The following is a 23,466-nucleotide window of genomic DNA, read 5'->3' on the forward strand; positions in this document are numbered from 1 at the left end:
TCGTAGTTGCCCAGCTGCGTTTCCTCGACTGTCTCGCGGGCGATCTGCTCGTCCATGCCGGGCTTGCACACGGCGTAGACCATGCCGCGAATCCACCGGTCCACCTCTTCCTGCGTGGCGTTCTCGATCTGCTGCTGCGCAGCGCGCGAGCGCGCCACAAGCTCAGCAACTTCCGCCGCAACGGGCGTCTCGGCAATCAGTTCGGCAGTCGCCATGTGCAAGGTTCCCTATGTTCTTCGCGCAGGTGTCCAGCGTTCCAGCCCCGCTTGCGGCAGGAATCGGGTCGGTCGTTGCAACGGGCCGCCATCCAGCACACGCCGGACCACCAAAAACCATGTTTAGCGCCGCCTCCGTAAGCTCTTCCGGAGCCGCCGCACGCCCTTGCATATGCGTGCCCTCTTGCCCGGCACCAGTCTAACGGGCACTAGGGGGCCGCAATATCGCGATGGCGCTTCTGTTCAGCTTCGCAATCGCGTTCCACATGAGGAAAGGCAGCAAGCGAAGCTCTGCCCACCAGGAAAAGGTGAAAACGCGTGAGTGAGACGACCATCGACCCGGCGGAGTTCCGCAAGGTTCTCGGCAGCTATCCTACCGGCGTATGCGTCATCACCGCGCTTGACGAAGGCAAGCCAGCCGGGATGGTAGTAGGCAGCTTCACGTCCGTCTCGCTTGACCCGCCGCTGGTGGGCTTTTTTCCGGACAAGTCCTCCACGTCCTGGCCGCTGATCGAGAAGGCGGGCCATTTCTGCGTCAACGTCATGGCCAGCGACCAGGGGCAGGTCTGCCGCGCCGTGATGGCCAAGGGCGACGCCAAGTTCGTCGGTGTCGAGTACGTGATTTCGGAGCACAATCTGCCGATCATCGCCGACTCCATCGCCGCGATCGAGTGCAAGCTCTACTCCGTCACCGAAGCGGGAGATCACTGGTTCGTGCTCGGCCAGATCCTGCGCATGGAAACGGTACGCGAAGATGATCCGATGCTGTTCCACCGGGGACGCTACGGCAGCTTCGCCGAGAAGATGTGACGACTTGCCCCGCAACTTGCGCATTCCGGTCGAAGGGGGAACGCTGGCGGGTGACTGGCGCGATGGCACAGGCACGCCCCTCGTCCTGATCCACGGCTTCGGCGGAACGCGAGAGGACTGGCGCGGGGTGATTGGCAACCTTCCAACCGATCGCCCCTTCGTCGCCTACGACCAGCGCGGTTTCGGTGCTTCGGAAACGGAGCCGGGGCACGCCTATTCACATGCGGATGACCTGCTCGCGCTGCTGGACAGTCGCCGGATCGCGCAGGCGGACTTATGCGGCATGTCGCTGGGAGGCGCCACCGCGCTCAACTTCGCGCTCGACCATCCAGACAGGGTGCGACGCCTTGTACTGGTGAGCCCGCTCGTCGTGGGCTGGACATGGACGTCGGACTGGGTCGCGCGGTGGAAGGCAATCGGCACGGCGGCGCGCAGCGGCGACATGGCCCGGGCGCGGGACCTCTGGTGGGCACACCCGTTGTTCGAGACGGTGCGAAAAAGTGCCGCCGCCGAACAGATGCGCACTTCGATCGAGGCTTTCTCCGGCGCGCAGTGGATCCACGATGCGCAGCGTCCCGCCCAGCCCGACACCGACCGCGTGAGCGCACTGTCCATGCCGACGCTCCTGCTCACCGGCGAGAAGGATGTCACTGACTTCCGGATGATCGCGGATGCCCTCCTGGCCCTGAGCCCCGCCGTAACCCGCATTGATCACGAGGACGCGGGACACATGCTGAACCTCGAACTCCCCCGCACCATTGCGGAGGAGATCGAGGCCTTTCTTCAGAACCGTTAGCTCAGTTCAACCCCGCAGGTTCGCGGCTCGCCCACGGCGGCCGCTTTGTAGCCGAACGCCGCCCCCGGCGTCATGCCGCCGAGAACTGGGCCTTGTCCGTCAGTTCCTGGCGATCAGTGCCACCGAAAAGGCTGTCGGCCCGCAGATGACGTCTGCGGCGAGCGTCGCTACGAAGATGGTCCTCATCATCCCTCTCCCCTTCGGCCCGGCAGGATCGTATTTCAGGCTTCGGCGGGATGCTCTTGCGTTATTGCCCCGCCGTTCATTGCCCCGCCGTTCATTGCCCCGTCTTCCGCTGCCGCGACCCGGGTGCTCATCGCGGCGGATCGTGCGTCAAGAATGTCCTGCAGATGATTGACAGGATCGCCGACGGTAACGCCCCCCTCCACCGGGATGACCGCGCCGGTCATATGGCGCGCCCTGTCGCTCGCCAAGAAGAGAGCGACCTGTGCTACATCATCCGGTTCGCCCCGCCGCTTGATGAGTTGGTTCGAAAGATAGACCCGGTTCACGCCCTCCTCGATGCGCGCCGCCAGCTCTGCGTCGGCCCCGGCCTGGCCGAAAGAGGACAACTCCGTCCGCACATGTCCCGGGACGAGGCAGTTCACCCGAATGCCGTGCCGGGCGAGGTCAATGGCGGACGATTTCGAGAACTGGATCAGCGCTGCCTTGGAGGCGCGGTAGGTCATCATCCCATGTCCCGCGAGAGTGCCGGCGATGGAAGCGTTGTTGAGGATCACGCCGCCTCGACCCTGCGCCTGCATCACGCGTGCGGCGTTGCGCGTGCCGAGCATCGGCCCCAGCACGTTTACCCGCATGACCCGGTCGAAATCCTCCAGTTCGTCGTCAAGGAAGCTGGCGTAGGGACGCGTGGAGATGCCGGCGTTGTTGAACATGATGTCGAGACCGCCGAAACATTCCACAGCCGTATCGGCCAGGGCCTGCATCGCGTCCGGTTCGCTCACGTCTGTTCGAAGATAGATCGCCTGCGCCCCGAGCCGCCCTGCCAGGGCTTCGCCCGCCTCGTCCGCCAGATCGGCAATCACGACGCGTGCCCCTTCGGCTACGAACAGTTCCACTGTCGCGCGGCCGATTCCTCCTGCACCGCCCGTGATGATGGCGACCTTGCCGCTGAGTTCCGTTCCCATGGTACTGCCTCCCCTCCCCCGACCGGTCAGCGCTTCTCGAAGGTGATGGGCAGGGATTCGATGGTGCGGGTCGCCACCGAGGGCGTGTAGCGGATCTCCTCCTCCCCGATCGCCAGACGCAGGTTCTTCATCTGACGCACGATCTCACGCGCGGCGACTTTCACTTCCATCCGGGCAAGCGCCAGACCGATGCACCGGTGCGGCCCGCCTCCGAACGCAACATGGCGACCCAGGTTCGGCCGCGTGATGTCGAAGCGGCGCGGTTCGGGGAACACGGTCTCGTCGTCGTTGCCCGAGCCATAGACCAGCAGGAGATGCGCATGCGACGGGATCGTGGTGCCGTTCACAACGACTTCGCGGGTGGTCATGCGGGACAGTGCCCTGACCGGGGGTTCGTTTCGAAGATGCTCCTCGATGAAGCGATTGAGTTGCCGTTCGTCATCGACGACGCTTTCCAGAAGCTCGGCCATACCGGGCCTGGTGGTCAGCACATAGAAGAGATTGCCGATCGCCGTGGCCGTCGTGTCGTTCCCCGCGATCAGGGTAGCGCGCACCAGCGAGACGGCTTCTGCGAAGGTAAGCTTCTCCGTAGAGCCGTCGGCGTTGGTGACCTGGGCGTGTACGAGGTCGGAGATCATGTCCTCTGCCGGCTCCGCCTCCCGAGCCTTCATCTTGGCGATGAGATACTTCTGCAGCTCTGCGATCTGAGCCGCGTTCGCCAGCATCGTCTCGCGGTTCTGCATCGCGCCAATCTGGGCCGTCACCGCAACCGACCAGCGCGATATCTTCTCCTCCATGCCGGTATCGAGACCAAGCTGCTCGACGATGATCCGGATGGTGAGCGGTATCGCGATGTCCTTCACCGCGTCGCATGTGCCATCACCCCTCGCGATGGCTTCGGCGATGACCCCGCGAACGATATCGGTGATGCGCGGCTCAAGCGCCTTGACCCGGTGCGCCGTGAACGCCTGCTCCATCAGCTTGCGAATACGCGTGTGGTACGGAGGATCCGACATGATCGCGTCCGGGAAGTAGCCGCCGCCATGCTCGCGCAGGTAGGTTTCGAATTCGTTCCGCATGCCGCGCGCCTGCTGCTCGGAATAGCCGTGCTGGACCGAGAAGGTGACCGGGTCGGACTGAATGGCGGAGATGTCCTCGTGGCGGGTGACCAGCCACGAGCCGAGTCGCGCGTCGAAGTGGATCGGATCCGCCCGGCGCATTGCCGCGTAGTATTCACGTGGCTGGGCCTGGATGGCCGTGTCCGCCAGCGAGCCTTCCTTCAGCAGTCTCTCCTGCGCTCCGGTGAGCGCCTGCCGCGCAGAGATGCCATCCTGGGTAATCTGAGTCGCCATGCTCGATCTCATCCTGCTTGTCCCGGACCTGTCTCAGGTCAGCGATGACGCCGGTTATGAACGCGCCCGGGCGGGCGGGCCATGCCCGCCCTCGAACCCGCGCTTGTCCCGGTCTGCACTCAGGCGGACGATGCGGGCGCGACGGTGACGGCAAGCCCGTCCAGCTCGGGCGACATGCGCACCTGACAGCCAAGGCGCGAATTGTCCCGCATCACGTCGGCGACCATGTCCAGCATGGCGAACTCCACATCGTCCGGGCCGCCGACCTTCTCCCACCACTCCTCGCCGATATAGACATGGCAGGTGGCACAGGCGCAGCCGCCTCCGCAGTCCCCCATGATGCCGGCCACACCGTGCCGCCGGCCCAGTTCCATGAGGCTGATACCGTCCTCCACGTCCTCAAGCGCATGAGTCCTGCCTTCGACATCCGTCATCGTCACTGTCAGAGACGCCATCGTGTGTTCCGTCCTCTCCATCGTCGAGCGTGGCGGCCAGCCGCGGAGTCGCCGGCACGCTGACTTCTGCATCTTCCTTGCCCGCAGCCTCGGCCCCGTGAAAAGTGCCAGCGCCGCGGCCCTTCTTGACTGACCCGGAAGCGCCCGCCGTCAGGGGACACCGGCTCTGCAGGACCAGTCATTTGCGACGCGGGGTGTCCCGCCTAGTCTCGTCGAAACAAGGAGGGGACGACGTGGCCCGCACAGTGATCCGACATGCAACCCTGTTCTGTGGCACAGGAGCGGCTCCGCTTTCCGGCGATATCGTAGTCGAAGGCGAGAGGATCGTCTCTGTCGGAAGCACCGCGCAGGTACGCCCGGACGATATCGTCATCGACGCCACGGGGCTGTTCTGCATGCCCGGCATGACCGAAGGACATGCGCATCTCTCCTTCGAGAACGTGTGCGCCACCGAAGACCTCATCACGCCTTGTGCCGAAACCCAGGTGTTCACGGCCGCACGCGGAGCGAAGGCACTTATCGACGCCGGCTTCACCAGTGCCTACGGCGCGTCGGAGGCGAAGCTCAAGCTGGCCGTGGCGGTGCGCGACGAAGTCAACGCGGGGCGGCTCCCCGGCCCTCGCATCCGGGCCGGCGGGCTTGAGATCAGCGTCACCGGCGCCATGGGTGACGAAAGCCGGCTCCACAATCCGCGCGTCGGCCCATCCACCATCGTCGACGGCGTCGAGGAAATGCGGAAGGCCGTGCGCCTGCACTGCCGCGAAGGGGTCGACAACGTGAAGCTCGATGTCTCGGGCGACCCCTTCTATCCCAACACTCCCGCCCACGTTACGCCCATGACCTTCGAGGAGATCCGCGTGGCGGCGGAAACCGCCCACGCCTACGGGCGCAGGATCAACGCGCATACCCGATCCATCGAAGGGTCGAAACGGTGCGTGCGTGCCGGCGTCGATGGCCTCTTTCACACAGAATATTCCGACGAGGAACTGCTCGACCTCATGGAAGAGGCGCGCGATCGCATCTTCGTGGTGCCCACGATCGGCCTTTTCGCGCAGATCATGGCAGGGGAGGCCTCGGCCCACGGGCTCACGCCCGAAGTGGGCGGTTACATGAACATTCCCGAGTTGCTTGAAAATTCCATTCACACGCACACAGAACTGCGCAAGCGCGGCATCCGACACCTCATCGGCGGAGACTACGGCTTCGGGTGGAGCAAGCAGGGGACGCAGGGGCGCGACCTCGAGTTCTTCGTCGACCACTTTGGATACAGCACAACCGAGGCGCTGCTCTGCGCCACGCGCAACGGCGGTCAGGCGATGGGGTATGACGATCTGGGAACGCTCGAGCCGGGAAACCTGGCCGACCTGATCCTGATCGACGGCGACCCCCTTACCGACATCGCGGTTCTGGCGGGACCGGAAAAGGTCGTCTTCGTCATGAAGGGCGGCGCGATCCACAAATCCACACTGCCAATCCCGGCGCGCGGCCTTTCGCCCGTGCTCCAGGCGGCGGAATGACTTCGATCAGGAGCTAGAGGCTATGAACGTCCAGACCGGCACGTTGCAGCCGGGCGAGGCCCGGTGTCCGGCAGAAACCACGCAGGAGATCATCGCCCGCGACAAGGTGGCGGCGCCTGTGTGGGCCGCGAGCGAAAGCTACGAGTATCTTGGCAGCGAGGATGTCTCCAAGGATCGCTACGTGGACCCGGCTTTCGCCTCCGCCGAGATGGAGCGCATGTGGACCCGCACCTGGCAGATGGCCTGCCGCGAGGATCACATCCCGGAAGCGGGAGACTACTACGTCTACGATGTGGGCCCCTATTCGTTCATCGTCACCCGCAACGAGAACGGCGCCATTCATGCGTATTTCAACGCCTGCCTGCACCGCGGGACGAAGCTGAAGCCTTCCGGAACAAGCGGCTACACCATGAACCTCAAATGTCCCTTCCACGGCTGGACCTGGAATCTTGACGGCTCGCTGAAGGAAATCCCGGAGCGATGGGACTTCGCTCACGCCATCACACGCCGGACCTGCCTTCCGGAGGCGCGGGTGGAACGGCTTGGCGGCTTCGTGTGGATCAACATGGACCCGGACGCTCCCTCCCTTGCCGAATATCTCGGGCCGGAGATCAAGGCACACATGGCGGCCTGGCGGCTTGAAGACCGCTACATCTACCTCCACGTCCAGAAGAGCTACCCGGCGAACTGGAAGCTGACGATGGAAGCCTTCATGGAGGCTTACCACGTTGGCGACACGCACCCCCAGGTGGCGCCTGCCAACGGCGACGTGAACTCGCAGTACGACGTCTATGGAGAGCATGTGAACCGCTTCATCTCCGCGCTTGGCGTCGTCAGCCCCAAGCTGCGCAACAGATACTCCGAGAAGGACATCATCGACAATTTCACGCTGGGCGACAGTTCCTCGCTGGGAGGAACCAGGCCCGAACTCAAGGACGGGGAACGCGCGCGGCAGGTCATGGCGGACATGTTCCGCACCCTGTTCGAAAGTGCCACCAACTCCGATCTTTCGGCCGTATCCGACACGGAACTTCTCGATACCTACAGCTACACGTTCTTCCCGAACCTGTTCCTGTTCCCGGGCATCTCGCTGCCGATGATCTACCGCTTCCGCCCGGACGCCAGGGACCACCGGCGCACTATCTACGAAGTCATGTTCATGCGGCCCAAGCCGCGCGACGGCAGCCAGGTTGAAACGGCAGAGATGCAGATCCTGCAGGATCACCAGTCTTTCGCCGAGGCGGACGGCATGGATCCCGGCTTCGGCATCATCCTCGACCAGGACACCGACAATCTCCACGCCCAGCAGGAGGGCCTGGAGGCCTCCGCGAAGCCGGGGCTGACGCTGGGCGACTACCAGGAGATCCGCATCCGTCACTTCGAGCGCGCGATCGACAAGTACATCGCCATGCCGCCGAAGCTCCCGGACTGGACGGCGCTGCAACGCACGTGAGCTTCACCCTGCAGGGACGGACCACTCTCATCGCCGGCGCGTCCTCCGGCATCGGAGCCACGTTCGCACGGGCCGTTGCCGGCGCCGGAGGACGGGTCATCCTCGCAGCCCGCCGCCTTGAGCGCACCCAGGCGCTTGCCCGAGAGATCGGCTCGGCAGCGCTGGCAGTGCCGATGGACGTCACGGACGAGGCCTCCATAGCGGCGGCTTTCGATACGGCGCAGGCGCACTTCGGCATCGTTCATGGCGTGGTCGCCAACGCCGGCATCGGGACCGGCGGACGCTCGACGGACGTGCCGGTCACTGCGCTTCGCGGGGTGATCGACACCAACCTTCTCGGCGCCTACCTCGTCGCGCGTGAAGGAGCCCGCCGGCTCATCGCGAGCGGCAGCGGCCATCGGCACGACGGCCGGATCGTCCTGATCGGCTCGATTACGGCCCGGCAGAACGGCACGGGCGATGCGCTCTATGCAGCCAGCAAGGCCGCGCTTGCGCACCTGGGCCGTCAGTTCGCGCGCGAATGGGTCCGCCAGGGCATCAACGTGAACACTCTGGAGCCGGGGTGGATACCCACCGGGATCAACTCCACATGGTTCGGCAGCGAACGCGGCCGAAGGGACATCGCAGGCCTCCACCGCCGGCGCCTTCTCGCAGCCGATGCTCTCAACCCCATGCTCCTCTATCTCCTCTCCGATGCCTCTGCGCAGGTAACCGGCAGCACCTTCACAATCGATGATGGCCAATCCCTATGACCCAGACCACTGCAGGCGCACTTGCCGGGCTGCTGATCGTCGAGACGGCGGAACGGCCAGCAGGAGAATACACCGGCAAGCTGCTGGCGGACCTCGGTGCGCAGGTGATCAAGGTGGAGTGTCCGAAGGGCGCGCCCACGCGGCATATGGGGCCGTACCACAAGGGCGAAAGCACGCTTTTTGCCTACCTCAACACCAACAAGCAGTCCGTCGCACTGGCCCTTGAGGACACAGGAGAGCAGGCGCTGCTGGACAGGCTGCTGGCGCGGGCGCACGGCCTCGTGGACGACCACAGCGAGGCGTGGACGCAGCGGAGCGGACTGAGCCCCGACCACGTCGCGCGGCGGCACCCCCACCTGGTCCATACCATCGTCACTCCGTTCGGACAGGACGCTCCGCAGGACCTGCAGGTTCTGCGCTCCGTCAATGTCATCAATGCCGGGGGCTGGGGCTATCACAGCCCTAGCGAGGCTCCCCCCGACAAGCCGCCCCTGAAGGGAGCAGGCCGCTTTCTCCCCGACTATGAGGCAGGCATAGACGCGGCGATGGCGACGATGGCATCGCTCCTGCGCCTGCGCCGGTGCGGAAAGGGCCAGTTCATCGACATCTCCGAAGTGGAGGTGCAGCTCAACCGGGCGGATGCCGTGCTGGGCAGGATGCTCGCCGGGGAGGCAGACCCTTCGGTCGCACGTACCGCCTATGACATGGGCGGTCCGGGCACTTCCTTCGCCTGCATCGATGGCCACGTGTTCCTGTTCATGACGACGAGCCTGCACTGGAAGGCGCTTTGCGGCCTGATGGGCGATCCGGACTGGAGCCGGAACTTCCGTCAGGACTGGCTGGAGTTCGATTGCACGCCCGCCAACGTCGCGGCCTTTCGCCAAAACTTCGCCTCCTGGATCGCGCTGCGGCACAAACACGCCGTAACCGTGGCCGCGCAGAAGGCGGGCGTAGCGATGGTGCCGATCAACACCGCCGCCGACCTTCCGGTGCATGAGCAGTTCGTCCACCGCGCCTTCTTCCAGCCTGCCGATCATCCGACGTTTGGGCCGGTAGCCTACCCGGGCGCCTGCTACCGCATGAGCGCGACTCCGGCAGGGGTGCGCGCGCCCGCTCCCGCTCTCGGCGCGGACCAGGGGGAATTGTCGGCATGACACGCCGCCCGCCCCCCGCCCTTTTCGACCAGACCTCCAGCGAATTGCCCGATCGTGGCGGTCCCTTGAAAGGCGTCCGCGTGGTCGAGCTCACCAAGGTTTGGGCCGGTCCCTACGCGGGGAAGATGCTGGCGCACCTGGGCGCAGAGGTCATCAAGATCGAAAGCCGCTCGAATCTGGACGAGATGCGCGCCTACGGGGGTGTGGACATCGACGCCGCCCCCTATTTCCTTTCGATCAACCAGGAGATCCTGTCGGCGCAGATCAACTTGAAGACCGCCGAAGGTCTCGACCTTCTGAAAAGCCTCGTGGCTCGCGCGGACATCTTCATCGACAACATACGCCCCGGAGCCTTGGAGCGTTCCGGCCTCGATTACGACAGCCTGAAGCGCATCAAGCCTGATCTGATACAGTGCTCGATCAAGATGTGGGGCAGCGAAGGCCCTCTCGGCTATCAGACCGGCTATGCTCCGTGCTTCGCCGCGCTGTCCGGGCTCACCGCGCTGGTCGGCCATGACGACGAGGCGCCCAAGGGGATGAACATCCGCTATGGCGACTCCACGGCCGGTGCGCTGGCGGCGCTCGCCTGCATCGCGGCCCTCCACCATCGCGAGAGTACAGGCGAAGGCCAGTTCATCGACCTCTCGGCAGTGGAGGCGATGACGAGCCTTGTCGGTGACAGCCTCTTCGCCGCGAATGTGACGGGCGTGGTGCCGCAGGCCGACGGCAACCGGCACCCCGACATGTGCCCGCACGGCGCCTATCCCTGCGCCGACCAGGGCTGGACAAGTATCGCCATAGCGAACGAGGCAGAGTGGCAGGCCCTCTGCACTGTGCTGCGCGCGCAACCGCTGGCTGCGGACGAGCGGTTCTCGAGCCTGGCCGCCCGCCTCGCCAACCGCACTGCCCTCGAGGCAGAGATCGCCGCAAGGACCATCTCCCACGACGCAGCCGAACTGGCGGAAAAGCTGCGGAAAGCGGGGGTCGCCGCATACCCTTGCATGAGCTCGCTCGACCTCACGACGAACGCCTTCCTATGGCAGCGCGAAGCCTTCCGCATGGTATCCGACGACAACGCCGGCAGCCGCCCCGTCATCGGCCCGTCCTGGCGCATGAACCCCGACCCCCCCTTGTTGAACAATGGCGCTCCCCGGCTGGGGGAGCACAACGCCCATGTCTTCCGTACGATCATGGGCTTGCGCGAGGACGAGATGAACGATCTGATTGCCCGCAAGGTGATCGACTAGGGCGGCGCGGCCCGGCGGCACGGAGGGAAACGATCATGAAACTGGGTTTCGCGATGCCGCACATGCTGCGGCTCAAGGCAACGATGCAGCCGTGGGAGACGCGCGTCACCGGTGCCGACCAGACCCGACTCGCGAAATGGGCGGAGACGCTCGGTTTCGAAATGATCGCCGTTCCGGAACACCACATCATCCCCCGCGCGCATGTGGATCTGTCGGGGCCGTTCTACTTCAACGCCTACACCGCGATGGCCTACCTCGCAGGGGCGACCGAACGCGTGCGCGTGAACTCCTGCATCGCCATTCTTCCCGCCCAGAACCCGATCATCACCGCCAAGGCGCTGTCGACGATGGACTGGCTCTCAAGCGGCCGCGTGACCATCACCTTCGCCGTGGGGTGGCTGGAGGAGGAGTTCGCGATCCTGGGCATCCCATTCCACGAGCGCGGCGCCATGGCCGAGGAGTACATCCAGGCGATCCTCGCGCTGTGGACACAGGAGAACCCGGAGTTCGACGGCAAGTATGTCTCCTTTCGCGACGTCGCGTTCGAACCCAAGCCCGTTCAGAAGCCGCACCTGCCGATCTGGTTCGGGGGCGATGCCGATCCAGTCCTGAAGCGCGTCGCCCGCTATGCACAGGGCTGGTGGCCCTTCCTCACCAAGCCCGAGAACATCGCCGCGCGCATCGACTTCATCCGCTCGCAGCCGGATTACAACGGCCAGCTTGCGGACGTGTTTTACGGCATGTCCACCAGCCGTGTGGGCGAAGGCCATGCGGTTATCGATGATCCGACCGCCCGCCCCGGTCAGACCCGGCAGGAGATCGTCGATCGTCTGGGCTGGCTCGCCGCTCAGGGGGTCACCTGGAGTTCCGTGCCCATACCCGCCCTGCCGAGCATCGAAGCCTACTACGATTATACGCAATGGATCGCCGAGGAGATCATGCCTGCCCTGCGCTGAGCGAACGTAGCGGCGATGACTGCGGCGGGTCCACTTGACCTTCGCGCAGGTCCACCGGACTGATGCAGCAACAAAGGGGAGAAAACGATCATGAGCGCGCAGTCATGAAGCCGAAGCGGCCCAGGCCCAAGCTCGATCAGGAAAACATGGCCTTCTGGACCGGCGGCGCGGAAGGACGGCTGAACATCGTCCACTGCGGCGATTGTGGGCAGTATACCCATCCGCCGCGCGTCCTGTGCCGCCACTGCCAATCGGAAAACATCGCGCCGAAGGCCGCACCCGGGACCGGCGTCATCGACACGTTCACGATCAATTATCAGCCCTGGGCCAAGGATCTCGAGGTTCCCTACGTGATCGCCCGCGTCGCGCTCGACGGCATTCCGGGCGTGTACCTCACGACCAACATCGTCAATTGCGCCGTTGAAGACGTGGCCTTCGGGGACCGGGTGCGTGTCCTTTTCGAAGAACAGGACGGCATCCACTACCCCTTGTTCGAGCGAGTTGCCTGATGAGCCGCGAAGCGTACATCACCGGCGTCGGCCAGTCCGAAGTGGGCGTGCGCCTGCCGCGCCACCCCCTTTTGCTGACGGTGGACGCCGCCCGCGAAGCCATCGCCGAAGCCGGCCTCACCTTCGATCAGATCGACGGCGTGTTCTCGTTCCCCGGCAAGGTTTCGGGATATCTCGCGTTCTCGCCCGTCGGGACGGATGACGTGATCGAAGCCCTCGGAATCAGGTCCAAGTGGCAGATGGGCGGCATGGAACAGCCCGCGCAGCTTTCCGCAATCGGCATGGCCGCCTGGGCGGTGAAGCAAGGCATCTGCCGCCATGTACTCTGCTTTCGCACCGTCTACGAAGCGGGCGGCATGGCCGATCCGGCGCAGTACATGCCCGCACGATCTGACACGGTTTCAGGGGCTTCGCAGTGGACCAGCCCCTTCTGGGCCACTTCGGCCGCCTGCTGGACCGCACAGTACGCTGCACGGCACGTCCACAAGTACGGAATGACACGCGAGCAGCTGGGCCAGATCGCCATCAACGGCTCCAAAAATGCCATGTTGAACCCCCGGGCGCGGGCCATCACGAAGGAGGAGCTCACGCTGGACAAGTACATGTCGGCGCGGATGATCTCCACGCCGCTGTGCCTCTACGACTGCGACCGCTTCTCCGATGCCTCTACTGTCGTCATCGTGTCCGCCGGAGACGCGCTGGACGAGGTCACGTGCGAACCCATCCGCATTGCGGCAATGTCCGGCTCCGTGGACCGCTACTCGTGGGACCAGGTCGAATGGCCCGCGGCCTACGACGCCGGCCGGGACTTATGGGCGCACACCGACTACACCGTGGACGATGTCGACACCGCACAGTTCTACGACGGCTTCGCGTTCCTGCCGATCACCTGGCTGGAAGGACTGGGCTTCTGCGAAAAGGGCGAAGGCGGCCGCTTCATCGAAGGCGGCACCCGGATCGCCCGCGATGGCGAACTTCCGCTGAACACTGCCGGTGGCCAGTTGGGAGCGGGGCGCCTGCATGGCTTCGGCTTCGCGCACGAGGCGGTCACACAGCTACGCGGGAACGCCGGCGAGCGCCAGATCCCCGGAAGCCCGAAGGTCGCGGTGGCGACATCGGGCGGTGGTCCGCTGGCGGCGGCTCTTCTTCTGGCCAGGGACTGAATACCCGCGGTTTCAAGGAAGTCAGCTCGACCAGGTCTGTGATCGTTCCGGCTCCGACCCTGCAGGCTCTCCTTCTGCGGGGTCGGGGATGGCGGTCAGACGGCGCCGGACGCGACCGCAACGGTGATCGCCGAAGGCTTCTGCTTGGCGCGCTTGAGGCCGATAAGCGGGCGCAGCGGCCCGATCTCTCGCCCCGCGAGGTAGAACAGCCACGACCCTGCCGCCACCGCAAAGCAGAGCGCGAGGAATTCCGGTAGCGCGGTAAGGCCCTTGTCGCGCAGCCAGTATCCGGCAAGCACCATGACCGTCTGGTGTGCGATGAACACCGGGAACACCGCTTCGGCCAAAGTTGCGCGCCAGCGCGCATCATGGTTCCAGAAACGATCTGCGATGCCGAAAAGGGCAATTACTGTGCCCCAGCACTGCACAGCCTTCGCGAAATCGAGCGGAGCGATCCAACTCGGCGGCGTGCGCACATTGCCGGGGAAGTAGCAGGCCTCGACCACCACGAAGGCGTAGCCCAGCGCTCCCAGGCCCAAGGCGGGCTTCCACTGGCGGGCGATCGCCTCCCGCAGACCTGGGGAACCGCGCAGCAGTATGCCGAACAGGAACATGCTTCCGTAGTGAAGGTGTGCCCGCAGGTCGGTGAACAGGCTATGCGTGTCTGTCCAGCCGTCTCCGGCACGAACAGCATAGGTGGCAAGACAGCCAAGTGGCAGCAGCCAGGGGCCGGCTATGGCCCGCTCAACGCCCCGCTTCAGCCCCTGGCGCCAGGAACGCGGCATGACCATCAACGCCGCGCACAGGATGATGGTGTACGCCAGCAGGTAGATCACGAACCAAAGGTGCATGACCGCCGGCAGGTTCTCGTAGATCACCCGGCGGAAGCTGAAGGCGTCATGGAAGAGGAAATAGGCGTAGTTGTGCGTGTACCCCGTGTTGAGCAGCCCGAGGTACGGCTGCGGCGGCACGATCACGGTCAATCCGAAGAGCAGCGGCAGGCCCAGCCGAAGCAGGCGGCTCTTGAGAAAGCGGCCGGTGTCTCCGTCCTTCGCCAGAAGGGCAGCGCTGGCATAGCCGGAAATCGCGAAGAGCAGCGCGAGCCGCCATGCGTTGAGGCCCAGCAGCGGTATCTCCGCCCAAGAAACCACGCCCCGGGTGGGCGTCTGATATCCCCAAGGGGTGAAGGAAAAGCCCACATGGTAGAAGATCAGCATGACGAACGCACCGATGCGCAGCCAATCCATTCCATAGTGACGCTGGCTGGTGGCGGCGGTCATCACGTTCCATTGCAAAAGCGGCCGTCCCATGCGGGCCCGCAGATCGCCCGCTCATTAGGCGCGTTGTCTGCTCTTCGCAACGATCCGCTTGTAACAGAGAGTATCGGGCTTCGCGCGCGTGCGTCAGGCAGGATCAGCCCTGCGCCCCGCGACGCTCGCTCCAGTCCGGATAAGCCGGCAGGCGCAGCAGCAACCATGAACTGATGAGCGTCAGCAGAAGGCCTGCCCAAAGCCCCACATCGTAATTCTGCCAGGTATCGTAGATCCATCCCCCCAGAACCGGGCCAAGCCCCGACCCGGCCGCGATCAGGCTGGCCATGAGTCCGAAGATCGCGCCGAACTGCCGCATGCCCGTATAAGCCGCAGTCAGGTACCCGACGAGCTGCAGCTTCGTCCCACTGGCGTAGCCGTTGACGACCAGGGCGCCGACCACCATCCACACAGGCGCGTGCGGGATGAGCAGGGCAGCAAACGTCACCGCCGACACGCCGATCGTCAGCCCACCGACCCACCGCGCGGGATAGCGGTCCAGCAGGGCGCCGGTGATCAGTTTCCCGGCGATGCCCGCCAACCCGGCCGGAACCGACGCGAGTGCCGCTGTCTGGGGGCTGAACCCGGAGCCGGTAAGGATGCGGAACTGGTGTACGACCAGTCCGATCGTCACCATCATGACAAGGAACGTCGATGCCGCAACACGCAGGACAGCGCCGTTGCGCAGTGCCTCGCGCACGGTCAGCCCGGGAACGTCCAGCAGAGGGCCGCCGCGCGTCTGGCCCGCCTCTCGTCCGATCTCGTAGCCGTCCCGCAGCCAGGAGAAGCACACCGTCACGGCAAGGATACCCCAGCCCGCCGCGAGGTAGACGAATGCCAGCCGCCAGCCGTACTGGCGGATGAGGTACTCCGCGATCACCGGCGTGAAGGCCTGAGCAAGGGCCGACCCCGACAGCACCAGCCCAAGGGCTATGCCCCGGCCTGCCCTGAAGGTGCTATTTGCCGATGCCGTCCAAACGGTAGACTTGGTCATCAGCGCGGCGAGCGAATAGAACGTCCATATCGCGAACCACTGCCACACCGAACCGTCGAGCAGGCTCAGAGACGCTATCACCAGCCCCATCAGAAGGAGGCCGGGCAGCGCCATGCGGCGCACGCCCCACTTGTCGATGAACAGGCCGAACAGCGGCGAGAACAGGAACGTGAGGACCGCCGTTATCGACACGCCGGAGGCGGCCAGCGTGATGCTCCAGCCGAACTCGCGGCTGATGGGACCGATGAAGAGGCCGGTGGACGCCGTCACGACCGACGTGAAGGAGAAGCCCACCGCCGCTGCGACGACCATGCGCCAGTGGCGGCCAAACTCCTCCCGCGCCGTCAGGTTTTCCTCGAGCAAGTTTCTCTCCCGGCCCTGTCAGCAGGCGCGACAGCCGGAACCTGCCCTGCGGCGTCTCTGAAGACAAATGCACGCGACCCAACGTCGCCCCGGCGATGCAGGGGACCTGCGTCAGGCCGACAGGATCGCGGCACGCAGTTCTTCGAGGGTGAAACCGTTGCCCGGGGCACATTGCTGCACTTCGATCACGTTCCCTTCCGGGTCGTAGCCGTAGAGCGTCTTCACATGCCCGACATCGACGAAGTCCCTTTCGTTGAAGGTCATGCCGCAGGCTATCAGGTGCTCGATATCCTGTGCGATGTCCGTCACGTCGATGCAGAAATGCGTGTAGCCACGGTCGTTCGGGCGAAGCGGACGCGCGAGATCGGAAGGCGGGGCACTATACTCGAACATTTCGATATAGCAGGTGCCTGCTCTCAGCATGCACCCTCGGGCCGCCGAGCCGCGAACATCGGTGATATGGTCCATCACCGGCTCATCGGCCCAGCCGAAGCCCTCTTCATCCACGGGTTCAAAGCCGAGCGCCTCGCAGTAGAACCGCTTCATCCGTTTCAGGTCGCGGCAGTTCATGCCGATGTGATGAATGCCGCGGATCATGGCTTTCTCCCTTGCCTTTTCAGCGCAGGCTATCGGGAGACGCTTTCTCATGACAACGCCCGATGCTTGTCTGTGAGGGATCAGGGCACCGGCCGCCAGCGTGCCTTACGCGGATTCGTCCGGCTCGACCCAGGTGGTGCGCGTCACGCGCGGGGACAGGTACTTCGTCGCCGTCCAGCCGCCGTCCACCACGATCGACTGGCCGTTGATCATCTCACTTCCCGGAAGGCAGAGGAAGGCGATGACGGAGGCCACGTCCTCCGGCTGGGCAAGGCGCGGGTAAGGCGTGGTTTCCACGTTGTTGCGCCTGAACCCTTCATCCTCGAAGCGATGGCGCACCATGTCCGTCATCGTCACCCCGGGCGCCACGCAGTTCGAGCGGATACCGCGCGGTCCGTATTCACAGGCCATGTGCTCGGTCAGGGACTTGAGCCCTCCCTTGGCCGCTGAATAGGCACCGCCACGCCGGCCGCCGATATGGGCGAAGGTGCTGGTCACGTTCACCACGCTTGCCCCCTCTTCCAGGTGCGGGATCACCTCCCGGCAGAGGCGGAAAGGAGCCACGAGCATGATGTCGAGAAACCCGTCAAGGGTCGCGTCATCCGTCTCGTCCAAAGGCTTGGGGCTCCCGACGCCCGCGTTGTTGACCAGCGCGTCTATGCGACCGAAGCGGGACAGGGCCTGGTCCACGATCTCCTTCGGTGCCGCCGGATCGGTCACGTCGGCGCTGATCGCCAGCACATGATCGGGGTTGCCGATCGCGGCTTCGAGGGTGGCGAGCTTGTCCTTGGAGCGCCCGACGCCCACGATCGCGAAGCCTTCGCGGTGCAGGATCCTGGCAGTTTCCAACCCGATGCCGCTGCCCGCGCCCGTGATGATCGCTACGTTCACTTCAGATCCTCCGCCGTTGCCCTTCGGTGTTAGCCGCGAGGCCGTGAAGCGTCGAACCGCCGGGGCGGTATTGGCGCGCGCCGCCTTGCTCCCGTCCATGGGCCGGGTAGTCAGATGGACACCCTGAACAAGCGACTGACACGACATGACAACCACTTCCAGAGCCGCCCTCGAAGGCATTCGCGTCATCGACATGAGCCGCGTCTTTGCCGCTCCCGTCGGTGCCCAGATCCTTGGTGACCTCGGAGCGGACGTCATCAAGGTCGAGCGGCCCCTGATCGGTGACGACGGGCGCGGATACGGCTTCTCCTGGGTTCCGGGGAAGGGCGGAATCGAGACACGCCAATCCAGCTTCTTCACTGTTTCCAACCGCAACAAACGGTCCATCACCCTCAACCACGCGAGGCCGGAGGGGCAGGAGGTCCTGCGCGATCTCGTCAAGACCGCCGACGTCCTGATCGAGAACTACAAGGTCGGTGACCTGAAGCGCTTCGGCCTCGACTACGAGAGCCTGAAGGCCATCAACCCGCGCCTCATCTACTGCTCGGTCACCGGCTTCGGGCAAACGGGCCCCATGGCCGCGCTGCCGGGCTACGATGGCCTGTTTCAGGCCACCGGCGGCATGATGGCCGTCACCGGCGTTCCCGAAGGCCAGCCGGGCGCGGGGCCCCTCAAGACCGGCCCGAGCCTGGTGGACTTCATGACGGGCCACAACACCGCCCTCGCCGTCATGGGAGCACTGATGCACCGCAACGCGACGGGAGAGGGGCAGTACATCGACATCGCCCTGCTCGACAGTTCGGTGGCGATGGTGAGCCACATCATGCAGGACTACCTCATCAGCGGAAACGCGCCGCCCCGCCTCGGGAACGGGGGGAACGGGGGCGGCCCGGCCGATCTCATCCATTGCGCGGACGGCATCATCTACCTGACTGCCGGGACGGACGAGCACTGGCGCCGCCTCACCGTGGTGATGAAGCAGCCGGAACTGAACGAAGACCCACGCTTCGACACCAACCTGAAGCGCGGGAAGACCAACCGCGCCGAACTGATGGACATCATCAACACGTGGAGCCGCGGTTTCTCCGCCGCCGACATGCAGGCCATGCTGGATGAAGCCGGCATCCCGGCGGCGCGCTACAACGAACTGGCGGATGTCTGGGAAGATCCCCAGGTGCAGCACCGACAGCTGCGCGCCACGACCCCCCACGCGTTCGCGGAGAGCGGCTCGGTAGACCTCATCGCCAGCCCGCTAGCCAAGATGTCGGCAAGCCCCGCCACGATTCGGCTCGCCCCACCCATGCTGGGAGAGCACACCGACGCGATCTTGGCCGAAATCGGCTACGACGAAGAGCGTGTGAAGGCGCTCCGTGACGCACAGGTCATCTGAAGAACAAGGGGCTGCGGCTTGCGCTACGGCCCTTGTTCTTTACCGTGCCCGCGCCTTTTGCGGGTCAACGGCCTTTGAAAACGGGTTTCCGCTTTTCGATAAAGGAGTTCACTCCCTCCAGGAAGTCCTCCGTCCGGCCAGCCATCTGCTGCCCGCGGCGTTCCGCCTGGAGCGCCGTCTCAAGGGTGGAGTCCAGCGCATCCCACGCCATGCGCTTGATGAGGCCGAGTGATCGAGGCCCGCTGGCCAGCCGCCTGGCCAGCGCCATCGCCTCGCCGTCCAGATCTTCGTCAGCCACGACCTTGGTGGCCAGGCCCCAATCCAGTGCAGTGCGCGCGTCCACCTTTTCGCCGAGCAGCATCATCTGCATGGCGCGCACACGTCCCACGGCCTGCGAAAGAAGGTACGTGGCGCCGCCATCGGGAACGAGACCGACGTGGCAGAACGCGCAGAAAAAGTACGATCCTTCCGCCATCAGGACGACATCGCCGGCGGCCGCGAGCCCTGCACCATAGCCGGCAGCCGGGCCCCGGATGGCCGTGATAACCGGCTGCTCCATAGCCTTGATCGCCATGATCACCGGGTTGAACGCACGATCCAGCATGCCGCCAACGTCGCGCATGGGATCGCTCAGCATATCCTGCGCCGCAGCGAGATTCGCACCCGAGCAGAAGGCCTTCCCTTCACCCGTCAGGAGCACGGCACGTGCATCGCGCGCCGCGATGTCGAGCGCATCGACCATTTCGTGGCCCATCGCTTCGGTAACCCCGTTCATGGTCTTCGGGTCGTTGAGCGAGATCCGCGCCACGCCCTCCTCCAGCGAATAGAGGATGTGCTCGTAACTCATTGAAAGTCCTCTCCAGCGGTTGGACTGGTCAGGCGAGCATGGCTCCCAGCCGATCCTGCACGATCGCCTCGGCCTCCCCCATGATCCGGTCGATGAGTTCCTTGCAGGTCGGAACGTCATGGATCAACCCCTGAACCATCCCGGCCCAGAAAATGCCCTTCGTGAGGTCCCCCGTCTGCAGGAGTTCGCGGCCCACCGCGCCGGCGACCAGATGGCGAATGTCCTCGAAGCGTGAATCGGGGCGTTCCGAGATCGCCACGACTTCGTCCGACACCTCGTTCTTGCCAACCCGGGCGGTGTTCTTGAACTTGCGGAAGATGAGATTGGTGCCGCGTTCGTCGTTCTCGACGTACTTGGCCTTCACGTTGTCGTGGATCGGCGCTTCCTTGGTCGCGCAGAAGCGTGTGCCCATGTTGATGCCCTCGGCGCCGAGGGCCAGAGCCGCGACCAGACCGCGTCCGTCGCCGATGCCGCCAGAGGCGAGCATGGGGATCTTCACCTTATCCGCGGCGCTTGGGATCAGAATCAGGCCGGGAATGTCGTCCTCGCCCGGGTGACCCGCGCATTCGAAGCCGTCGATCGAGATGATGTCGCATCCATGGCGCTCGGCCGAGAGCGCGTGGCGTACAGCGGTACACTTGTGAAGCACGGTGATGCCGTGCGGCTTGACCATCTCCCAAATCTCCCGGACCTGCTGCGTGCCGGCCGTCTCAATGATCTTCACGCCGCCTTCGATCACCGCCTCTGCGTAGGCCTTGTAATCGGGCGGAAGGATCGTCGGCAGGACAGTGATGTTCACGGCGAAGGGCTTGTCGGTCATTGCCCGGCACCGCTCGATCTCTTCGCGCAGGGCAGCCGGGCTGGGCTGCGTCAGTGCGGTGAGCGTGCCGAGGCCGCCGGCGTTGGACACGGCGCTTGCCAGTTCGGCATAGCCCACACCTTGCATACCGCCTTGAACGATGGGATGCTCGATCCCGAGCCTATCGGTAATGCGGGTCTTGAATGGCATGGTCTTCGCTGCTCCCTCTGGTGGACGGATCCGCCCTTGCCGGTGGGCTATGCGATGGCGCGCACCCCTTCAAGACGGCGGCGTTCACCCTGCGAGCAGAGCGCTTGACCATCGCCGCAGCGAAGCCAGTTGCGGGCCTGCGTGACCATCGGCGCTCACGTCAGACCGGGCCGTTCGCCTCGATCCCCTGAATGACGAAGGCGGCGATCGCGTCCCTGATCTCGTCGTCAGTCGCCATGCCGGCGGGGAAAAGCCACTCACGGAACATCTGGTTCGCCAGCACGGCGGCAAAGGCGATGCGCACCATGAGCTCGGGCGCCACCGGGGGGTTTTCACCCAGCCTCCGCTGCGACATGGCCTCGCCCTGTCGGAAGTAGTCCTGCAGACCATCGAGCGCGTCGATCCCTGCCGACGCCTCGGGCGAGTAGGCATTCGTCACCAGCAGCGAGAGGAACATGCGCGCGTGCCTTGCCATGAACTCCTGCAATTCGCCGATGTAGGCCGCCGCGACATCGCGCCCCTTGCCGGGGTCGCTGGCGGAGCGCGCCTGAAAATCCGCGAAGTGGCGGTTCAGGGGCGTGAAGATCGCCGCCCGGAAAAGCGCCTGTTTCGAGGCATGAAGGCGGAATATCTGCGCTTCCGTCACACCTGCGCGCCGCGCGATTGCCGCCGTTGTCGCCCCCGCGTAGCCGGACTGTTCGAATTCTTCGGCAGCCGCTTCGAGGATGCGGTCTGCCACCTCTTCCGAGCTGCGGCGGCGTCGTACAGGGAGGGGGGATGTCTGTTCGGGGCTCGCCACTGTGTCCTGCCGGTTTTACGGTTTGTGATTGCCGGTGCGAGGATGGCCTGCGCCGTTGGGCCCCGCCACCCACCCCTAGATGCGCAATGAGGACGGCTCAAGGAGTCAAAGAGACGTGAACGGGATGAATACGGTCATGCTACTGGCGGTACTGACGGTGCCGGTCTGCCGCACACTTGCGCAGCCCCGTGATCGAGCGAAATCCGGCGGCCACGCAGGGCAGCCTTGGCGCAGATGACAGGCCGGAGATGCGGAGCCTCCGAACTTTGGGTTAGTCCCTCGTCCAACGGGCGATGAAAAAGCCATCCAGGCCACCCGCATCACCCAGCATCCCGGGATCGGTCCGCACCCAGCCCTCCTCCGCGGGAGCGACACCCTGTGGAAGTTCGTCCGCTGCGATCGGAACCGGCGTCAGGCTGACGCGCGCGGCCTGCTCCTCGCCCTCCTGCCGCTCGATGGAGCAGACGGCGTAGACCAGGGTTCCGCCCGGCTTCAGCCAGCCGCTCGCCCGGGCCAGCATTTGGCTCTGGACTTCCGCCATATCGTCGATCTGCCGCTCTCCGATACGGTGAAGGACGTCGGGATGGCGGCGTGCCGTACCCGTGGCGGTACACGGCGCATCGATCAGGATCGCGTCGAAGCCTTCCTCCGGCTCCCAGGCAAAGGCGTCCGCCAGTACCACGTCCGCCTCAAGGCCGGTGCGTGTCAGGTTTTCCCTCAGCCGCTCCAGCCGGCGCTTCGCGTTATCCACGGCGGTGACCTGCCAGCCCGCCGCCGCCAGTTGCATGGTCTTTCCGCCCGGCGCGGCGCACAGGTCCAGTGCGCGCCTGCCCTGCCCCGCTCCGAGCAGCCGTGCAGGCAGGCTGGCCGCAAGATCCTGCACCCACCAGGCTCCATCGCGGAAACCTTCGAGGCTTTCCACCGCCGCGCCACGCGGCAGGCGCACATGGCCCGGCATCAGCGAAACGCCGCCGAGACGCTCCGCCCATTCCGCCGTCGCGGATGGATCGCGCAGCGCCAGATCAAGCGGTGGTGGCTCGGCCAGGCCTGCCGCGATGGCGCTCGCCCGCTCGCCCCAGCGGTGCGTGGCGGTCTCGGGCAGCGTCGGCACGTCAGGCAGAGTGACGCCGCGCTTCGTCAGGGTGGAGAACACGCCATGGGCGAGGCGCCGAGGGCCGCCCATCAGCAATGGCAGGGCTGTCGCGATGACGGCGTGAGGGGGCGTGTCCAGCCGCAGCACCTGCGCCAGCATGATCTGCAGCACGGCGCGAGCCTTGGCGTCTTCGGCAAGCGGCAGGCGCGTGGCGGAATCGATCAGTTCGTCAAGATCCTGCCTCCAGCGCAGCGCTTCACCGGCAATGGCGCGGGCAAGCGCGCGATCCGCATCGCCCTTCACGCGCGCCAGCGCAGAGCCACCCGCCTGGTCGAGTGTTTCGCCCCTGCGCAGTACGGCATCGATGAGGTTAAGTGCGGCGCGGCGCGCCGGAAGGCCGGGAATGTCCATTGCCGCCCCCTATACCGGATTGCGTTTTCCTGCCAGCGGCACCACATGGAGGCCATGACCAAGCGCGCAACCCAGCGTCCCGCCAGCTTCACCAAGCCCGCTCACTGGACGAACGACCCTGCGCCCGCACCGGCGCCCCAGTCGAAGGACGACAAGGATCCGGACGGCCTTTCGCCGACCCGGTACGGCGATTGGGTGCAGAAAGGCATCACCATCGATTTCTGACGGCGGTGCC

At 65.2% G+C, this 23,466-nt stretch carries 23 protein-coding genes and 1 pseudogene; 12 read left to right on the forward strand and 12 right to left on the reverse strand.

Going from position 1 to position 23,466, the window contains the following annotated elements; genetic code table 11:
- Nucleotides 1-215: pseudogene (locus QOL62_RS14035) on the reverse strand (aldehyde dehydrogenase family protein); the annotation flags it as partial.
- Nucleotides 216-533: 318 nt separating this feature from the next.
- On the opposite strand from QOL62_RS14035, the gene QOL62_RS14040 reads away from it, so the two are divergent.
- Nucleotides 534-1,025: a flavin reductase family protein gene (locus tag QOL62_RS14040; RefSeq protein WP_283406722.1), complete on the forward strand. Its 492-nt coding sequence runs from the start codon at nt 534-536 to the stop codon at nt 1,023-1,025.
- Nucleotides 1,026-1,041: 16 nt separating this feature from the next.
- Nucleotides 1,042-1,821 carry an alpha/beta fold hydrolase gene (locus tag QOL62_RS14045; protein WP_283406723.1) on the forward strand — a complete coding sequence of 260 codons (780 nt, stop codon included), beginning with the start codon at nt 1,042-1,044 and terminating at the stop codon, nt 1,819-1,821.
- A gap of 221 nt (nt 1,822-2,042) precedes the next feature.
- On the opposite strand, the gene QOL62_RS14050 is transcribed toward QOL62_RS14045, so the two are convergent.
- The 3 genes from QOL62_RS14050 to QOL62_RS14060 all read right to left on the reverse strand — a co-directional run bounded on the left by QOL62_RS14050 (nt 2,043) and on the right by QOL62_RS14060 (nt 4,776).
- A complete protein-coding gene (locus QOL62_RS14050; protein ID WP_283406724.1) occupies nt 2,043-2,969 on the reverse strand; it encodes an SDR family NAD(P)-dependent oxidoreductase in 927 nt (308 codons plus the stop codon).
- Between the two features lie 26 nt (nt 2,970-2,995).
- Nucleotides 2,996-4,321 carry a cytochrome P450 gene (locus QOL62_RS14055; protein ID WP_283406725.1) on the reverse strand — a complete coding sequence of 442 codons (1,326 nt, stop codon included), beginning with the start codon at nt 4,319-4,321 and terminating at the stop codon, nt 2,996-2,998.
- Nucleotides 4,322-4,440: 119 nt separating this feature from the next.
- Entirely contained in the window at nt 4,441-4,776 is a 336-nt protein-coding gene (locus tag QOL62_RS14060; RefSeq protein ID WP_283406726.1) for a 2Fe-2S iron-sulfur cluster-binding protein, read from the reverse strand.
- A 233-nt stretch (nt 4,777-5,009) separates the two neighbouring features.
- Here QOL62_RS14060 and QOL62_RS14065 point away from each other — a divergent pair, with 233 nt between their 5' ends.
- The 8 genes from QOL62_RS14065 (at nt 5,010) to QOL62_RS14100 (ending at nt 13,527) form a co-directional block, all read left to right on the forward strand.
- A complete protein-coding gene (locus QOL62_RS14065; RefSeq protein WP_283406727.1) occupies nt 5,010-6,293 on the forward strand; it encodes a metal-dependent hydrolase family protein in 1,284 nt (427 codons plus the stop codon).
- Nucleotides 6,294-6,315: 22 nt separating this feature from the next.
- Nucleotides 6,316-7,746 carry an aromatic ring-hydroxylating oxygenase subunit alpha gene (locus QOL62_RS14070; RefSeq protein ID WP_283406728.1) on the forward strand — a complete coding sequence of 477 codons (1,431 nt, stop codon included), beginning with the start codon at nt 6,316-6,318 and terminating at the stop codon, nt 7,744-7,746.
- On the forward strand, nt 7,743-8,498 hold the full coding sequence (locus QOL62_RS14075; protein ID WP_283406729.1) for an SDR family NAD(P)-dependent oxidoreductase: 756 nt from the start codon (nt 7,743-7,745) through the stop codon (nt 8,496-8,498). The genes QOL62_RS14070 and QOL62_RS14075 overlap by 4 nt, the downstream gene beginning before the upstream one ends.
- Nucleotides 8,495-9,652 carry a CaiB/BaiF CoA transferase family protein gene (locus QOL62_RS14080; RefSeq protein WP_283406730.1) on the forward strand — a complete coding sequence of 386 codons (1,158 nt, stop codon included), beginning with the start codon at nt 8,495-8,497 and terminating at the stop codon, nt 9,650-9,652. Before QOL62_RS14075 ends, QOL62_RS14080 begins: the two co-directional genes overlap by 4 nt.
- Nucleotides 9,649-10,899 carry a CaiB/BaiF CoA transferase family protein gene (locus QOL62_RS14085; RefSeq protein WP_283406731.1) on the forward strand — a complete coding sequence of 417 codons (1,251 nt, stop codon included), beginning with the start codon at nt 9,649-9,651 and terminating at the stop codon, nt 10,897-10,899. The genes QOL62_RS14080 and QOL62_RS14085 overlap by 4 nt, the downstream gene beginning before the upstream one ends.
- A gap of 35 nt (nt 10,900-10,934) precedes the next feature.
- On the forward strand, nt 10,935-11,855 hold the full coding sequence (locus tag QOL62_RS14090) for a TIGR03619 family F420-dependent LLM class oxidoreductase (protein ID WP_103730143.1): 921 nt from the start codon (nt 10,935-10,937) through the stop codon (nt 11,853-11,855).
- Between the two features lie 104 nt (nt 11,856-11,959).
- Nucleotides 11,960-12,364, forward strand: coding sequence for a Zn-ribbon domain-containing OB-fold protein (locus QOL62_RS14095; RefSeq protein WP_103730142.1), 405 nt, complete (start codon nt 11,960-11,962; stop codon nt 12,362-12,364).
- The gene (locus QOL62_RS14100; RefSeq protein WP_103730141.1) at nt 12,364-13,527 is read left to right on the forward strand and encodes a thiolase family protein; all 1,164 of its coding nucleotides are present in this window, start codon (nt 12,364-12,366) and stop codon (nt 13,525-13,527) included. Before QOL62_RS14095 ends, QOL62_RS14100 begins: the two co-directional genes overlap by 1 nt.
- Before the next feature lie 95 nt (nt 13,528-13,622).
- Here QOL62_RS14100 and QOL62_RS14105 read toward each other — a convergent pair whose 3' ends face one another.
- The 4 genes from QOL62_RS14105 to QOL62_RS14120 form a co-directional block, all read right to left on the reverse strand.
- On the reverse strand, nt 13,623-14,837 hold the full coding sequence (locus tag QOL62_RS14105) for an acyltransferase family protein (RefSeq protein ID WP_283406732.1): 1,215 nt from the start codon (nt 14,835-14,837) through the stop codon (nt 13,623-13,625).
- A 103-nt stretch (nt 14,838-14,940) separates the two neighbouring features.
- The gene (locus tag QOL62_RS14110; RefSeq protein WP_283406733.1) at nt 14,941-16,194 is read right to left on the reverse strand and encodes an MFS transporter; all 1,254 of its coding nucleotides are present in this window, start codon (nt 16,192-16,194) and stop codon (nt 14,941-14,943) included.
- A gap of 111 nt (nt 16,195-16,305) precedes the next feature.
- On the reverse strand, nt 16,306-16,791 hold the full coding sequence (locus QOL62_RS14115) for a VOC family protein (protein ID WP_283406734.1): 486 nt from the start codon (nt 16,789-16,791) through the stop codon (nt 16,306-16,308).
- Between the two features lie 105 nt (nt 16,792-16,896).
- Nucleotides 16,897-17,682, reverse strand: a complete 786-nt coding sequence (locus QOL62_RS14120) for an SDR family NAD(P)-dependent oxidoreductase (protein WP_283406735.1) — start codon at nt 17,680-17,682, stop codon at nt 16,897-16,899.
- A gap of 145 nt (nt 17,683-17,827) precedes the next feature.
- Between QOL62_RS14120 and QOL62_RS14125 the strand changes: the two genes are divergently transcribed.
- Entirely contained in the window at nt 17,828-19,072 is a 1,245-nt protein-coding gene (locus tag QOL62_RS14125; protein ID WP_283406736.1) for a CaiB/BaiF CoA transferase family protein, read from the forward strand.
- 64 nt (nt 19,073-19,136) lie between these two features.
- Here the strand turns inward: QOL62_RS14125 and QOL62_RS14130 are convergent, their stop codons facing one another.
- From QOL62_RS14130 to QOL62_RS14145, 4 genes are all read right to left on the reverse strand, one after another.
- Entirely contained in the window at nt 19,137-19,919 is a 783-nt protein-coding gene (locus QOL62_RS14130; protein WP_103730135.1) for an enoyl-CoA hydratase-related protein, read from the reverse strand.
- A gap of 28 nt (nt 19,920-19,947) precedes the next feature.
- Entirely contained in the window at nt 19,948-20,928 is a 981-nt protein-coding gene (locus tag QOL62_RS14135) for an NAD(P)H-dependent flavin oxidoreductase (RefSeq protein WP_283406737.1), read from the reverse strand.
- Between the two features lie 160 nt (nt 20,929-21,088).
- On the reverse strand, nt 21,089-21,667 hold the full coding sequence (locus tag QOL62_RS14140) for a TetR/AcrR family transcriptional regulator (protein ID WP_283406738.1): 579 nt from the start codon (nt 21,665-21,667) through the stop codon (nt 21,089-21,091).
- A 331-nt stretch (nt 21,668-21,998) separates the two neighbouring features.
- Nucleotides 21,999-23,231, reverse strand: coding sequence for an RsmB/NOP family class I SAM-dependent RNA methyltransferase (locus tag QOL62_RS14145; RefSeq protein ID WP_283406739.1), 1,233 nt, complete (start codon nt 23,229-23,231; stop codon nt 21,999-22,001).
- Nucleotides 23,232-23,285: 54 nt separating this feature from the next.
- Between QOL62_RS14145 and QOL62_RS14150 the strand changes: the two genes are divergently transcribed.
- Nucleotides 23,286-23,456, forward strand: coding sequence for a DUF1674 domain-containing protein (locus tag QOL62_RS14150; protein WP_283406740.1), 171 nt, complete (start codon nt 23,286-23,288; stop codon nt 23,454-23,456).
- The last annotated feature ends 10 nt before the right edge of the window (nt 23,457-23,466 follow it).

The sequence above is a fragment of the Novosphingobium panipatense genome, assembly GCF_900182875.1.
GTDB lineage: Bacteria > Pseudomonadota > Alphaproteobacteria > Sphingomonadales > Sphingomonadaceae > Novosphingobium > Novosphingobium panipatense.

Coding starts and splice junctions, on each gene's coding strand:
- QOL62_RS14050 (WP_283406724.1), bottom strand. CDS start 2,969: ATGGGAACGGAACTCAGCGGCAAGGTCGCCATCATCACGGGCGGTGCA.
- QOL62_RS14055 (WP_283406725.1), bottom strand. CDS start 4,321: ATGGCGACTCAGATTACCCAGGATGGCATCTCTGCGCGGCAGGCGCTC.
- QOL62_RS14060 (WP_283406726.1), bottom strand. CDS start 4,776: ATGGCGTCTCTGACAGTGACGATGACGGATGTCGAAGGCAGGACTCAT.
- QOL62_RS14070 (WP_283406728.1), top strand. CDS start 6,316: ATGAACGTCCAGACCGGCACGTTGCAGCCGGGCGAGGCCCGGTGTCCG.
- QOL62_RS14080 (WP_283406730.1), top strand. CDS start 8,495: ATGACCCAGACCACTGCAGGCGCACTTGCCGGGCTGCTGATCGTCGAG.
- QOL62_RS14085 (WP_283406731.1), top strand. CDS start 9,649: ATGACACGCCGCCCGCCCCCCGCCCTTTTCGACCAGACCTCCAGCGAA.
- QOL62_RS14090 (WP_103730143.1), top strand. CDS start 10,935: ATGAAACTGGGTTTCGCGATGCCGCACATGCTGCGGCTCAAGGCAACG.
- QOL62_RS14095 (WP_103730142.1), top strand. CDS start 11,960: ATGAAGCCGAAGCGGCCCAGGCCCAAGCTCGATCAGGAAAACATGGCC.
- QOL62_RS14100 (WP_103730141.1), top strand. CDS start 12,364: ATGAGCCGCGAAGCGTACATCACCGGCGTCGGCCAGTCCGAAGTGGGC.
- QOL62_RS14105 (WP_283406732.1), bottom strand. CDS start 14,837: ATGGGACGGCCGCTTTTGCAATGGAACGTGATGACCGCCGCCACCAGC.
- QOL62_RS14115 (WP_283406734.1), bottom strand. CDS start 16,791: ATGATCCGCGGCATTCATCACATCGGCATGAACTGCCGCGACCTGAAA.
- QOL62_RS14125 (WP_283406736.1), top strand. CDS start 17,828: ATGACAACCACTTCCAGAGCCGCCCTCGAAGGCATTCGCGTCATCGAC.
- QOL62_RS14130 (WP_103730135.1), bottom strand. CDS start 19,919: ATGAGTTACGAGCACATCCTCTATTCGCTGGAGGAGGGCGTGGCGCGG.
- QOL62_RS14135 (WP_283406737.1), bottom strand. CDS start 20,928: ATGCCATTCAAGACCCGCATTACCGATAGGCTCGGGATCGAGCATCCC.
- QOL62_RS14145 (WP_283406739.1), bottom strand. CDS start 23,231: ATGGACATTCCCGGCCTTCCGGCGCGCCGCGCCGCACTTAACCTCATC.
- QOL62_RS14150 (WP_283406740.1), top strand. CDS start 23,286: ATGACCAAGCGCGCAACCCAGCGTCCCGCCAGCTTCACCAAGCCCGCT.